Origin of the sequence: Shewanella sp. NIFS-20-20, from assembly GCF_019209865.1 — a bacterium.
In the GTDB taxonomy this organism is placed as follows: Bacteria; Pseudomonadota; Gammaproteobacteria; order Enterobacterales; family Shewanellaceae; genus Shewanella.
In genome coordinates this window covers 12,519-27,333 of record NZ_JAHUTT010000020.1, presented here as the reverse complement: position 1 = coordinate 27,333, position 14,815 = coordinate 12,519, and the positions used below count along the sequence as shown (strand labels likewise).

At 43.9% G+C, this 14,815-nt stretch carries 10 protein-coding genes; 6 read left to right on the top strand and 4 right to left on the bottom strand.

Translation table 11 applies throughout. The annotated features are described in order from the left end of the window. Window positions 1-6 precede the first annotated feature (6 nt). Together ccoO and ccoN are read right to left on the bottom strand one after the other, a co-directional pair. Complete coding sequence (ccoO, locus tag KU855_RS08445; RefSeq protein WP_218529855.1) at window positions 7-612, bottom strand: cytochrome-c oxidase, cbb3-type subunit II; 606 nt, start codon at window positions 610-612, stop codon at window positions 7-9. A 12-nt stretch (window positions 613-624) separates the two neighbouring features. Continuing rightward, window positions 625-2,064, bottom strand: coding sequence for a cytochrome-c oxidase, cbb3-type subunit I (ccoN, locus tag KU855_RS08440; RefSeq protein WP_218529882.1), 1,440 nt, complete (start codon window positions 2,062-2,064; stop codon window positions 625-627). A gap of 160 nt (window positions 2,065-2,224) precedes the next feature. Between ccoN and KU855_RS08435 the strand changes: the two genes are divergently transcribed. Further along, on the top strand, window positions 2,225-2,776 hold the full coding sequence (locus KU855_RS08435; protein WP_218529854.1) for a hypothetical protein: 552 nt from the start codon (window positions 2,225-2,227) through the stop codon (window positions 2,774-2,776). Here the strand turns inward: KU855_RS08435 and KU855_RS08430 are convergent. After that, window positions 2,773-4,335, bottom strand: a complete 1,563-nt coding sequence (locus tag KU855_RS08430) for a DUF3369 domain-containing protein (protein WP_218529853.1) — start codon at window positions 4,333-4,335, stop codon at window positions 2,773-2,775. The genes KU855_RS08435 and KU855_RS08430 overlap by 4 nt on opposite strands. A 150-nt stretch (window positions 4,336-4,485) precedes the next feature. Here KU855_RS08430 and KU855_RS08425 point away from each other — a divergent pair, with 150 nt between their 5' ends. The 3 genes from KU855_RS08425 (at window position 4,486) to KU855_RS08415 (ending at window position 10,374) form a co-directional block, all read left to right on the top strand. Continuing rightward, entirely contained in the window at window positions 4,486-4,737 is a 252-nt protein-coding gene (locus KU855_RS08425; RefSeq protein WP_218529852.1) for a hypothetical protein, read from the top strand. A 57-nt stretch (window positions 4,738-4,794) separates the two neighbouring features. Beyond that, window positions 4,795-6,099, top strand: coding sequence for a site-specific integrase (locus KU855_RS08420; RefSeq protein WP_218529851.1), 1,305 nt, complete (start codon window positions 4,795-4,797; stop codon window positions 6,097-6,099). 1,689 nt (window positions 6,100-7,788) lie between these two features. Continuing rightward, window positions 7,789-10,374 carry a Calx-beta domain-containing protein gene (locus KU855_RS08415; RefSeq protein WP_218529850.1) on the top strand — a complete coding sequence of 862 codons (2,586 nt, stop codon included), beginning with the start codon at window positions 7,789-7,791 and terminating at the stop codon, window positions 10,372-10,374. A gap of 653 nt (window positions 10,375-11,027) precedes the next feature. Here the strand turns inward: KU855_RS08415 and KU855_RS08410 are convergent. After that, window positions 11,028-12,002: a sensor domain-containing diguanylate cyclase gene (locus tag KU855_RS08410; protein WP_218529849.1), complete on the bottom strand. Its 975-nt coding sequence runs from the start codon at window positions 12,000-12,002 to the stop codon at window positions 11,028-11,030. A 368-nt stretch (window positions 12,003-12,370) separates the two neighbouring features. On the opposite strand from KU855_RS08410, the gene KU855_RS08405 reads away from it, so the two are divergent. Together KU855_RS08405 and KU855_RS08400 are read left to right on the top strand one after the other, a co-directional pair. Then, window positions 12,371-13,165, top strand: coding sequence for a glycerophosphodiester phosphodiesterase (locus KU855_RS08405; RefSeq protein WP_256260939.1), 795 nt, complete (start codon window positions 12,371-12,373; stop codon window positions 13,163-13,165). Between the two features lie 202 nt (window positions 13,166-13,367). Then, window positions 13,368-14,804, top strand: a complete 1,437-nt coding sequence (locus KU855_RS08400; protein ID WP_218529848.1) for a phosphoethanolamine transferase — start codon at window positions 13,368-13,370, stop codon at window positions 14,802-14,804. Window positions 14,805-14,815 lie beyond the last annotated feature (11 nt).

Here is a 14,815-nt window from a genome sequence, read left to right as displayed (position 1 = left end):
GCCTCCTTATTTGAGTGCGTGTCCCAGTGATTGCAAGTAAGCAATCATGGCTTGCATTTCAGTTTTACCCTCAACGGCAGCTTGAGCTCCGGCAATATCTTCATCAGTGTATGGCACACCAAAACCACGGAAGATTTCCATTTTAGCTGCTGTTTTTTCACCGGTGAGTACGTTATCCATCAGCCAAGGGAAGCCTGGCATATTAGATTGAGGTACCACGATGCGAGGATCGATCAGGTGCACTTCGTGCCACTTATCGCTGTAACGACCGCCAACACGAGCGAGATCGGGACCTGTACGCTTAGAACCCCACTGGAACGGGTGATCCCAGACGGATTCACCAGCCACAGAATAGTGGCCATAACGTTCAGTTTCAGCACGTAAAGGACGGATCATCTGGCTGTGACAATTGTAACAACCTTCGCGGATGTAAATATCACGGCCTTCGAGTTCTAGGGCCGAATAAGGACGTAAACCAGCCACCGGCTCTGTGGTGTCTTTTTGGAACAGTAGGGGAGTGATTTGTACCAAACCACCAATACTGATCACTAACACCGTGAGAATACCCAGTAAGCCGATATTCTTTTCAATCATTTCATGATTAAACTTCATCGTTCCGGCTCCTTAAACAGCTTTAGCTTCAGACAACTCAGGCAGAGAGTCTTTTTCAGCTTTAACGGTACGGAATACGTTATATGCCATGATCAGCATACCAGTGACGAAGAAACAGCCACCTAAGAAACGTACGAAGTAGAATGGATATGAGGCCTCTAAGCTTTCAACGAAGCTGTAGGTCAGGGTGCCATCAGAGTTAACTGCACGCCACATCAGACCTTGCATCACACCAGAAATCCACATAGAGACGATATACAAGACAGTACCTACCGTCGCTAACCAGAAATGGACATTAACCAACGAGGTAGAATACATACGGCCATGGCCATAAAGTACTGGGATAAGGTGATACAGAGAACCAATAGACACCATGGCAACCCAACCCAGCGCACCTGAATGCACGTGACCTACGGTCCAGTCGGTGTAATGGGATAAGGCGTTAACTGTCTTAATGGCCATCATTGGGCCTTCGAAAGTCGACATGCCATAGAACGATAAGGAGACCACTAAGAAACGCAATACAGGATCGGTTCTTAACTTATGCCATGCGCCTGATAACGTCATGATACCGTTGATCATACCACCCCAAGACGGTGCGAATAAGATCAAAGACATCACCATACCTAAAGACTGAGTCCAGTCGGGCAAGGCGGTATAATGTAAGTGGTGCGGACCAGCCCAAATATACAGTGCAATCAATGCCCAGAAATGGACGATAGATAAGCGGTATGAATAGACAGGGCGACCGGCTTGCTTAGGCACAAAGTAGTACATCATACCAAGGAAGCCTGCCGTCAGTAAGAAACCAACGGCGTTATGGCCATACCACCACTGTACCATGGCATCAACCGCACCACCGTAAAGTGAGTAAGATTTCCATAAGCTGACAGGTACCGCCATTGAGTTAACAATGTGCAGGACAGCAACGGTAATGATAAACGCACCGAAGAACCAGTTCGCCACGTAAATGTGGGAGGTTCTGCGTTTTACTATCGTACCAAAGAAGACCACCGCATAAGCGACCCACACGATAGTTATGGCAATATCGATTGGCCATTCTAATTCCGCGTATTCTTTACCGCTAGTAATGCCTAACGGCAAGGTAAAGACCGCTGATAAAATGATGGCTTGCCAACCCCAAAATGAGAATGCCGCTAATTTAGGTGCAAACAGTTTGGTTTGACAAGTACGTTGTACTACGTAGTAGGACGTGGCGAAAAGGGCTGAAGTACCGAACGCAAAGATCACTGCATTGGTGTGTAATGGTCGCAAGCGACTATACGTTAACCAAGCGGTATCAAAGTTCAGCTGAGGCCAGATCAACTGTGCCGCAATCAACACACCGACTGCCATACCAATAATGCCCCACATCACTGTGGTTAATGCAAATTGGCGGACAACGGTGTAATTGTAATCAGCGCCTGTTAACGGCTGGGAATGATTCATTATTATGCTTCCACTGCTTATTACTTTTTACATGGTTCTAAAGTGAGGTTAAAACTCACCTGTTAAAATAGCGATAAAATCCAGAAATCGAATCGAAAGCTGCATTTTTGTCACTAAACTTGCCGGATTACTAGCGCATAAGATCACGGCAAGTAAATAATACTTGAGCTACATCAAAAAAGATACTCAAGAAGGCCCTAAAACTTTGATCTTGGTCAAATTAAGCCATAGAATGTTACAAATTTGCAGTCAAAGGTTAAAACTTGAACTTATGTTAATTAATCGTAGATTTATCAGCGTTTCACTTGCTTTGATAAGTCTGATGGCATGTAGTCCAGACTCGGTTATTGATGCGAGTGTTATTGATACGGGTGAGATGTTGTGCGATTTTAACAAGGGAGCTTGTGAACGTACGTTTGATGGCCAGCACATGAGTTTAACTCTGAGCCCACCACATGCGCCCAGTGATCAAAGCTTAACAGCAATTCTTAAGTCATCGGTATCACTGGAAGGTTTACAGGCCTCTCTGGCTGGAAGAGATATGTTTATGGGAACTATCCCGGTGTTTTTCACTGAGGTAGGTGAAAATACCTACAAAGCCACGTTTACCTATGGCAGTTGTAGTAGCGGTTATATGGTTTGGCGATTATCGCTTAATGGGGAACCGCTTATCCCCGATTATCATTTCGATTTTAAAGCGGATAATCGCCCCTAGAACTGACTCGTTTCTGTGTTGACTTTGGTGAACAGTTCAATGTTTTCAATGAATGCACTCACCAGTAATGGGTCGAAGTGCTTGCCACTGTTTTTGCGGATATGCTTGATAATATCTTCAAACTGCCATGCCTTTTTATAGCAACTATCATGACGCAATGAATCAAATACATCCGCGAGGGCGAGAATTCTGGCAAATATGTGAATATTATTGCCGGAGATTCCTTGAGGGTAACCACTACCATCATATTTTTCATGATGTTGTTGCGCTAAGAGCGCGGCGATCTTCAACATGGGTTTGTCCGAGTGGGATAACAACTCATAGCCAATTTGCGCATGTTGCTGCATGGTTTGCCATTGTGCTTCATCCAACTTATCTGCTTTCAATAAAATCGCCTCAGGAATAAGCAGTTTACCAATATCATGCAGCGGGGCGGCTTGCCTCAATAATATAGCCTCTGATTCTGGCAGGCCGACAATTTTTGCCAATAAATAACTCGATTGCGCGACTCGATTAACATGGCCAGAGGCCTGAGGATCACGGCGCTCAATTAAATCCCCGAGATGTAGTATAAGTTCGGTTTGAGTATGCTCTAACTCTTTATTCACTAGTAAATTATCAAAAGCAATGCCGACGTTTAAGGCAAACAAATCGATTAAGCGCTTGTCATCATCCGTGATTGAACTCATCGAGTCGAGGTAAAATAAGTTAACCGGACCTGTTTGGGTTGGGAAATAGCCCACAAAATAATCTTCCCCATAAATACAACGTTTTTCGGTTAAGGCTTGCTGCAAATATTGTTCGATGTCTTTAGGAATAGTTAATTGACTGACATCACGAAAGCGACCAGTACCCGCCAGAGGTGTGAGTTGATGATCCTCACTACAAACGGCATCTAAGGCGTTGCTACTGAGCAATATCGTTTCACTGTCTAGCTCTAACAAGGTGGCTAATTGGTGGAGTAATCCATCGGTAAATTTTTGGATGGATTTGAGCTCGTACAGGCCTGAAGTCGAACTAATAACCCGTTCTAATCCTTGGCGGTGGGCTTGCTGTTGTCTTCTTGCACAGTCGATTTCAAGTATGTCGCGGTAGGAGCGCAGTGCCGAGAAAACACAGGTCGTTAATTTTCGAGAGTCGAGCTCGGCTTTAGCCTTGTAATCATTAATATCATAATTAACAATGACTTCTTCTTCAGGCGCTTGCCCAGGCTGCCCGGTTCTTAAAATTAAGCGGATTTGTTTGTTACCCAGACTTTCTCGGATCCAACGAATAAGCTCTAGTCCGGCATGATCGCTCTCCATCACGACATCAATAAACGCTATCGCAATATCTTTATGAATACTCAATATTTCTTTTGCCTGTTCACTGGTGTAGGCATTGATAAAATCAATGCCTTTTTCGTCAAGCTTAAAGCGCGACAAGGCTAATTTGGTGACCGTATGGACATCTGGCTCGTCATCGACCACTAAGATTTTCCACTTTACAGGGGCATCTTCTAACTGGTTAATTCGGCGTCGTAAAAAGAGAGGAGTTTTTTGGGCTAACTGAAATGGCATAGCTACAAGTCCTTTTACAATGAATCATCCTTTGCATAGTGTAGTTCATTCGTGAGTGGTGGGGGCGCAATATCCACTCATTTCAGTTGTTATTGCAAATGATATTTATTATCATTTGGTGGTCGAGATGTTTTCGTTAAGGAAGTACAGATGAAAGCCATGTTAATCACTAGGGAACGCGAAATAGGATTGTCAGGACTTAATGTCAATTTATCAATCAACACGCTTAAGCGACTATTGTCGGAAGGGCACTTATGTGTCGCTGAACTCAATGCATTAGATAGTCATACCAAACAGCAACTGTGGCACTTGTGTCTTGAAACCTGCCGTCATGCGCTAGTATGCGATGCACTAAAGCCTGTGTCATCCACGGTAACAGATGAGGAAAAGTCATCTCAATGATACAAATACGTCGTTACCAATGAAGGATGAGGTATAATAGTAATTTTGGGGCTTTCAATGACTTATCCTCCAGTAATGCCATTATTTGAAACGGCACAATTCTTTATGGTGGGTAATTGCCATGTCAATGCTCACCTGACTCGTCTCAGTTTAACCGCCATCGATGATGCCCTGTTAGTGTATGAACACGCTCATGATTGGTTGAGTGAACAACTCAATCATGAAAATAACTTTAAGGCCTACCGGAGTGAATTGACCTGCTTTTTGCATTGGTGTTTCGATGTTCACCAAGCCTCTCCTTTAGACTTTAGCCGGCGTGATATCGGCCTTTATGTCAGTTATTGCCAATCACCACCTGCTGCCGTGATTGGGGCGGTGACCCTCGCTCAATTTAAGCAAGATAAAGCCAGCGGGGAGCGTTTTCCTAACCCGTTATGGCGACCATTTGTGGCCAAATTAATTCAAGGCATCCAACAAACTTATCAATTGAGTGACAACGCACTCAAAACCAAAATCGCTATTTTATCATCATTTTATACCTATCTATTGGGCGAAGAGGCGAGCGAGCGCAATCCAGCTCAAATTTGGTTGAATCACAGTCGCTTTGCTCGTAAACCGACAATGAAGTGGCAAGAAGATGAGCAATTACAGGCATTTACTGAATTACAATGGTCGTATGTTATGACGGCAGCCAATGCCGCGGCCACACAAGATCCCGCGACGGGAGAGCGGACTTTGTTTATGGTGGTGTTACTCTACAGCTGTTATTTGCGGGTCTCAGAAATATCAGCTAGGGCAGGCTTTGCGCCAGTGATGAGTCAATTCCAACGTCAGCGTCAAACCGGTATTTGGCGTTTTCATGTGCCACTGAGTAAGGGGGGCAAAAAGCGAACCATTGCTGTTTCAAAAGCGTTATTGCAGGCATTGACCCGTTATCGGCGTTATTTAGGGTTAAGTGATCTACCAACATCACAAGATCAACACCCTTTATTTGTGCGTCATCGGGCCGCGCTAAGGGGGAGGGACGCGGGATTACTGAATGCCAATCTTGGTATTCGCCAAGTACGGGAAGAGATTGCCTCAATTATCACACAAGCTGCGCGGTTGGCGTTTGATGATGGTTTAGAGCAAGACGCGCTCGAAATAGGGCAGATGTCAGCCCATAGTATTCGCCATACTGGTATTACCCATGACATCAACTTAAACCAACGGCCATTATCTCATGTCCAGGCTGATGCCGGCCATGAAAGCATAGACACGACCAGCCAATATCTGCACACCAGCTCAGTTGAACGTCATCAGAGTGCCGCAAATAAACCCGTAGATCATTTGGCATTCATTGATGCTAGCCACACACATTAATCGCCATTATTGAGTTGGCCGGCCAATGAACTCCTGAGTTCCAATGCCGATAATGCTATTTATCGGCATTGGAGCTCACCTGATGATATCAAGGTAAACTCCCACAGATTAGCCATCGCGCGGATCTGATTGTTACCTAGGCAAGGTTAAGCGAGCAAGCTTCAGCGACAGTGGCTGTTACCTATAGCTATCACGACACGATGGATTCGCTAGCCTTTACCTAAAATATTGATACTTAGTGTTTAAAATCTTGTGGCATATCACTCAATGGCAATGCTAGTGCCACTGGATTGAGCCATAAGCCCATACAAGCTATCCATGTGGGCGTAACAAACGTAATGACCCACGAATCATTCCCAGTGAAGCAAGATTGGGCGCAAGTCATCATAACTTCAATGCGCCTAAACTGTTAAACGCCATCCATGGTTAACCTGTGTCAATCGCCGGATTATGGTGATCATTCAATTTATGCAATCAAGCGATGAACTTAGCTATGACTTAGCTATGAAATTAGCCACGATTAGCTAACCATTGAATAAGAGCGGTTGGCGATGCGCAATTATATGAGCTGTGCAATCAGATTTGCTAATTAAGCGCAGTCTATTAAGTGCTGCCTATTGAACGAAATGAACCATGACACCCCGAAGCCCAGCGGCATCAAGGATAGTTGGAACAACGAAAAGAATATCAACTAAAACAATACTGACTATAACAGCATCAAGCAAAGCCGTATCAACCAAGGTTGGTTAGATAAAGCTGCCAACCTTGTGTTAGATAAAGCTGTTGGCACTGTTAACATATCAACGCTAGTCACTATGCGTTTGAACTGTGTTTACGACAAGCCACTAAGGTTAAAGCCTAAACGTCGAGAAAAGCTTACTATGAGCGATCGTAATCTTGGCTTCTCGTCGCTATAACTATACGTACATATAATTGCGCACAATGTATATTATGTTAAATAGGGTGTGTGAGAACTCTACCCACTAAAACTGAAGATTGTAATTAGCACTTTAACTCTGGATCGATCCCGCGTTGTGTGTCAAAAAATTCAAATCACTATCATCGCAGACGTTCAAGGCAAAAATCGATGAGTTGGATATCACTTCTTCCTACAGTCGCCCCAGAGTCAGCGATGATAAATCGTATGAAGAATCACTATTGCGCACAGTGAAATACATGCCGAATTGGCCAACTCAGAGCTCTGAAACTCTAGAGTCATCGTATCGCTCTGCGTAGCGCGCTCGTTTTGAGGCTTCACAGAATAAGTGCGAACTATCGCAGCATCTACCTCAGTCGCTCCATTGTTTATTGTTTGGTTCGTTGGTTGTTGCTGGGATTGTTGCCGCTTTACCCAGCGAATTCGGTAAACGATTAGCGTAGCCACGACCATATCCCAACAAATACTAAGCAGCGACATGTTTAGAGCTTTTTTGAATTAAACTGACAAAATATCAACGATGGTTGATTGACTATAAATTAACGAGTAAGTAACATGTCGTAACATTTGTAAGGCGGCGTTACAGTTGTTCGCCCTGCTCTTTCAAGAATGGAATCGTCTTGACCTGATGGATTAGTGCATATTAACCATTAGGTAACTTGAGTCGTCACACGGCTACTAGTGGTTGATTTTTTGTATGGCAGCATTTAGCTAGCTATGCCAACTTATTAAACTGCTCGGGAAACTGCAAGATGAAAAAAGTATGGTTAGGTACCCTCGTATCTGCTCTTCTACTCACGCCTTCTGCTTACGCTTTTGATACCCAAACGTGTCTAGGGGATATGTATGGCGTGAATAACAAGGGTGCGCCAAAATTATTTAAGCTGAATCAATCATTAACAAGTGTTGATAGTCAAGCCGATACGGTAGGAACCTCTGCCGCATTAGCCTACAATCCATTACAAAACAGGCTCTATTATGTAACGCGTCCTGTCTATGGCAACAGCCAATTAGTGTATGTTGACCTCTCAGATGATAGTCACCATGTTGTTGGTAATACGCAACACAGTTACAGGTTAACCTTCTCACCTGATGGCCAGACCCTGTACGGCTCTAGTGGTAAAAAGTTGTTTACTTATGATTTAAATACTGCTGAAGCGACCTTCGTGGGTACTCTTTCTGGTTTCCCTTTCAATGTTGACAGCAAAATGGGCGACATTGCCTTCGTGGGTGACGACATGTACTTCGTCAGCAAAAAAAGGATCTTTAAAGTTGATTTAACTACATTAACAGTCACCAATATTGGTAAGCATAAGATTACCCACGTTAACGGTGCTGAATTTGGTGGTGATGGTAAACTTATCCTATCAAAAGCCATGGGCCAAAAATCTAAATTGTTTGAATATGATTTAGCCACGAATACGAAACGTTTTCTTGGAAAGGTTAACGCGCGTTTAAATGATTTAGCTCTTGATACCAGTGCCTGCGATATGCCGACGGAGGTTACTGTAGACACAATTACAGCGGACAAAAACCAAGTCGATGAAGGCGATGTGGTCGATTATACCGTGACATTCACCGGCCCAACCCCGTCAGTTCAACCTTTAAATCTGGGATTTGTTGCGAATGGCACCAAGGTTAAAGTGGACTTTAGTAGCCTATTAGCTGTCAGTTATGACGGTGGCATCACTTGGCCTAGAGTGTATGACACGAATCCTTCCGGTGTGATTCAAGTGCCTCAGGGCGTCAATGCCGTTACCTTTAGAGTGTTGACCTTGGTGGATGGTCGAGACCCTGGTGAAAGTATTGAGTTCCAAGCTTGGATGACGACCGATCAAACTGACCTTGGCTCCATCGTCACGCCCATTGTTGATCGAGACAATGATCCGACGTTAGATGGCCAATACATCGCAGACATGATGACCTTAATCCCATCGATGAACGAAGGTGATTTCACTGAAACCAAGATAGAATTGATCCGCACAACCGACAGAAATACCCCAATGCATATTCAATTCATCAATGAATCTGCCAAAAAAGCTCAGGATATCAATCAAGAAGTTTTTGTTTCTTATGCAAATGATCATCAAGATTATTATTTCGAACTCGATTTACTCGACTTCAAAGTATTGAATCTGCCTGAAGGTATCAGTGAGTTGACGGTACGGTATCAAGCGTTACAAGACGATATTGTCGATTGTAATGAAACCTTCTCTTTTGCTTCTTGGATTGTCGGCCAAGGCACAGACTACTTTAGAGATCAAATTAGCATTATCGATACTTCACCTCAATGTTCGCCCGACCCCATTCATGTTGGTTTCTCTTTAGCACCGGTAGTTGATACTGTTACCGAAGGGGAAACTGCGGTATTTGAAGTCACGCTTGATGAAGAGTTAGCCGTTGATGCGAGTGTCACTGTGACGGCGATTGCTGGTACGGCAGATACAGAGGATTATCAACTGGCAACGTATGAACTGGTGGTCCCTGCGGGTTACTTAACTGCTGATATTGAGATCCCAACCTTTGATGATTCTGACTATGAACAAACTGAATCATTTACACTCAATGTGGCTGCAGCAATAAACACCTCAGGCTCTCATAGCTTACCTGTGACCATTGAGGATAATGACCCTGTACCTACTTCAGCTTTTACTGTGGAGGTGATTCGTGCGAATGTAACAGAAGGTCAAACGGCACAGTTTGTGATTCATCTTGATCAAGCGTTAGATGTGGACGCAACCGTCAATGTCAGTGCGGTTGCTGGCAGTGCCACCAGCGCAGATTTTACATTTACCGATCAAGAATTGACCATTGCGGCTGGAGACACGGTTCAGCACGTCGATATTCCAACGGTCAATGATACTAGCTACGAGGGTACGGAGACTTTCACGTTCAGAGTTGATGCCGGTGCTAACACTAATGGTTCAATCTCTAATGTGGTAACGATTACTGATAATGATCCCGCGCCTCAGCAGTGCATGACGGTTTCCGGGAATGGCTTGTCATTTGCCCCAGGATTGAATGTTAGAGTTGACCACATTCGCCATGCGTTAGATGGTCAACGGTTTATATTCAAGAAAAATGGTGCCAATCAAACAGGTTATATTTATCCCACTGAAAATCAGTGGAATTACTTAGGGAATGTCAGTGGTGGCAATACTTATACGGTTTTTTATCAATTTGATAAAAGTAATCGCAATATTTGGCAAGCTAATGAGTGTCGTGCTCGTATCATAGCCGCAGGTCATGGTGAAATTCAGTGTGACGATATATTTTTACCGAGTTGGGACGATACGATTGTCAAATTTACCTATAGCTCAAATGGTAGTTGTCAATAATATTGCTAAGCAATGACTCTTTACGGCCTGCTTTGCAGGCCGTTTTTTTGAGATAAAGCCGCTAGGTATTCATCGGTAATGGAAAGGCATAAGGTATTGAGCATCAGGTTTGGGTTGGCTCGCTATCACATTAGATAAATTCGCTGTGAGGTCGGTTTCTTATCGTAGCGGCGGGATCAGTTTGGTAAAATTTCCCTAGCGACTGAAGCAGGATCAATAAGCTGTAAGTATGCTAACGAAGTTTCATGCGTTAACCACCGCTGGCAATACTCCTCAGCCATGGCTTGTGTACTCGCAAATGCCCCATCTGCATAGAGGCCATTAGCACCTCGCACCAGAAAATGACAGAACAGTTCAGATTGTTGACAAAGAAACACTGATTCAACACGCTTGGATAAGGCGATTAGCTCTGCATCGTTTTCCTAGTTTGAGCCTGAAGGTTGCAAATTCCATCCCACCTATAGAGTTAATGTTGCCTCGATTTATCATATGATTATCTCACTAGTTAGTAGAGTGAGCATCATAGAGCAGGTCAACGACGCCCTTATGTTAGTATGGTTTGTATTCGTGCCGACATCACAACTTGCGTAATTCAGACTAAGTATTATCGTGTAGCGTACTTAGGCGTCTGTAAGAGGACCTCAACGCGTGTGCTAATGGTGAGGAGCTGATTTTCGTTGCTGCTTTTGTTGGTACATCAGTGCATCGCCAGCACGTAATAATTCGTCGATGGATTGGGGCTGCTGACCATCTAAGCGGACCAGCCCACAGGAAAAATACAGTTGATATGGCCGCTTTGTCTCTTGACAGACTTGATGAAGGTTATGCTGCAACCGATTCATAATGAAATGCGCTTCTTCGAGTGTGGTATTGGTAAATAAGATGACAAACTCATCACCACTAAGACGAGCGACAATGTCACTGGAACGACAGGTGGCTTGTAGTTCTTGGGCAAAAAGGGTGAGAACATTATCCCCTTCTGCATGTCCATAGGTGTCATTAATCGCTTTGAATTTGTCGAGATCAATGAATGCTAGGCATGCTGAAATCTGTTGTCGCGAGCAAACGTTTATACTTTGCTGGGCTATTGCACTAAAGCCCCGACGATTAGGAATTTGGGTTAATTCATCGATCGTTGCTAAATGCATTGCTTGCAGCTCAAGTTCAACTAATACGGCAAGATCGATCATGGCTTGGCGATCATCGTCATCAAACAACCTTGGCTGAGTATCGATAATACACAGGGTCCCTAAAATTGTGCCATCCGCTAATTTCAGTGGGCAGCCGGCATAAAATCGAATGTGGGGTGCGCCAATGACTAGAGGGTTATCACAAAAACGCGGGTCGACGCGGGCGTCATGAACCACAAACAGTTCTTTACCTAAAATGGCATGACCACAGAATGAAATATCACGGTCGGTTTCTTTGACTTGCAAGCCAATGGACGACTTAAACCACTGCCTTTGCTCGTCAATCAAGCTAACTAAGGCAATCGGCACAGTAAACAGACGTTTAGCCATACGTGTCACGCGATCGAATCGTTCATCATTGGCCGTATCCAAGATATTGAGCGATCTGAGCGTGTGAAGTCTTGAGGCTTCATCTTCTGGTATATGAGGTGATTGCAAAGTGAACTCCATTGATATGTGCTGAGGCCGCCAAATGTCAACGCGTTAAATTATTGTTAGCTAACTCAGTTGATTATGCGCTCTGGGAACAAAACTGGACATCAAATCAATTAGAAATCGTTAACCGCTTAACAAGTTTGTGTATGTTAACACTAAAGTAAGATGCCGTGATTAGGCGTTTGGGTCAAACTTTGTCAGCGACAGGCTCAATCTCTGTCGGGTGAGATTCGCAGATAAAAACATACTGCTCTATAGTTGTCAGTATGCTATTAAACCTTAATGGCTTGCATGTCAAAGCACAAGGATGAATGTCATGTATCCACCTTTGCAGGTGGATACTTTGTGAGCGAGGACGAGCTTTGAGCCTAATGACTAAGATTGTGGGTTGGGGATTTGTTGCCACTGTCGCTGCCGTCGCGGTAATACTATTGGGCGTTCATGGTTTATTTAGCCTTCAAGCCCAACAAAGTCCAACAATGAGTCTTTGTCAGCAGGTCTTGGCCCATCGGGGGGCTCATGATGTTCATCAAGAAAATAGTATGGCTGCTTTTACTAGCGCTTTTGAACGCGGCGTCGCTGGCATTGAACTTGATGTTTACTTTGATCCAGAACATAGTCAATTTATCGTCAGCCATGATGAACCGACTGCGTCAACTTTGGCATCACATTTATTACTCGCGAATGTGCTGCAACAATTCGGAACACAACTTTATTATTGGGTAGACTTCAAAAATTTGGGTGAACTCTCCAACCCACAACGGTTGCAAGCGTTGAAGCGTCTGCAACAGCTTTCATACCAATTTGTACCAAAATCCCAATTTGTTATCGAATCTATCGCGGTGGAAGCATTAGTCCCATTCACTAAAGCAGATTTTATCACCAGCTATTGGTTAACGTTAACCAATGATATGTCGATGCTGACCTTTGCCAATTTCGCGTTCAGAATTAAAGCAAAATACCTACTGGGTCAGTTTTCGGTCATTTCTACCGATGTCAGTAATTATTCTGACCGCTTTCAATGGCATTTTCCGAACATTACTACCCTACTTTTTACCGTGAATGATCCGAATCAAATTCGATACTTGTTTGAACAAGCGAATGTTCGGGTAATTTTATCCGATCTTCCAAGCGCGGCAGATTTTGAGGTATGCAATGGAGTGTGATATTTGAAATCAAGAGCATATATAAGTCAATTTGTTTTATTTTTGGTGTGTTTGGTCATGAGTCTAGTGATTAACCATGACAAACTGGCGTTGTCTTTGACGCGAGGTTTTATTCATTCGGTTGGATTAGCAATACTATGTTATGCGTTGTTACGGCTCAGTCGCCGTTGGTGGCCACTACGCTTGATGTTGGCCGTGTTAATTGGCAGCGAATTTTTTTTTACAACTCAGTTATCAATCTTCATTATCTGTCAGTATTTTGATGAGCATGATGAATGCCCCATGGCAAGAAATGGGCAGTTTTATCAGCCAATACATGGGAATTTTGGGCTTAAGCATGGCCTTGACGGCTTTCCTGGGACTGATGCCAATTAGCGCCGACCGTCGTATGACCTTTGTTAGCGTATTTATTGGCTTTGGGTATTTATTCATCCCTTCTTTGCTGCAACTCCCCTCTGTGTACCGTAATGAGTTGTATATCGACTACCTTAATAAAGGCACATCAAGAGGACACTCCACGCTGTTCAGTCAAGTGGAATATACCTTGCACAAGTTATCACTGCGATTACCAATGCTAACCAGTGTCATTGCACTGTCTGACAGTGTGACCTTTTTAACGATGCAGGTAAATACGCAATCAACCTGGCAACAAGTGGAGCGATTGCCTCATGCGCCAACCCTGTTAGTCATCGGTATCGGTGAATCATTACGTGCCGCCAATATGAGTCTATATGGTTACTCTAGAGACACTACGCCGAAATTAATGGCGATGCGAGATCAACTGCATATTATTCGCCACGCCTATGCAGCAGGAACGAATACTTGGAACGCTATTCCGGCAATGTTAACTCATGGGCAAGGTTTGCCTGATCTGTCTCAGTCGATTATACATCTGGCTAAAGATGCAGGTTATCAAACCTTTTGGTTATCTAATCAAGCCGCATTAGGTCAATGGGATTTTTCAATCACTAGTTTGGCTAAACAAGCCGACCACGCGTATTTTACGTCGGATGAATTGGGTGGGAGTCAATATGATGGCGTGCTCTTACCACAATTATCAGCCGCGATTACTGCGACCGATCAGCCTAAGCTCATTATTTTGCACTTTTACGGTTCACACATGAATTTTACTGACCGTTATCCTCAAGCCTTCGCTCAGTTTAGCTCAGCAAGTCAACTGGTCGATCAATACGATAACAGTGTGCTATATACCGATACGTTGCAGCATCAGCTAATAGAGCTTGTGTTACAACACGAAGGAAAATATATGTTTTTTGCTGATCATGGTTTGGGAGACCCTCACAGTAGCATTCCCCTTAAACATGACGTTCGTCGACCTCCCGCATTAGATTCACTGCATGTACCACTGTTTATGACGCCAGATCCCTTGTTGTCGATTGCGGAAGATGCCCCACTATCTCTGTACAATTTTGAGTGTCTATTCGCGCAGTGGGCTGGAATTTCGGCATTGCAGTTATCACAAGATGACTTTTGCCAACAGTCATTGGCTAGCAATATTTTATTGTACTTCGATGCTAATATGGAGTTACACACGGACCAATTACCGACATCTCAAACCAGGTTAAATCAGTTGCCGCCATCAATGGTCGACGTAGACGAAATTGACTTAGGGCAATAATACCATTGGCA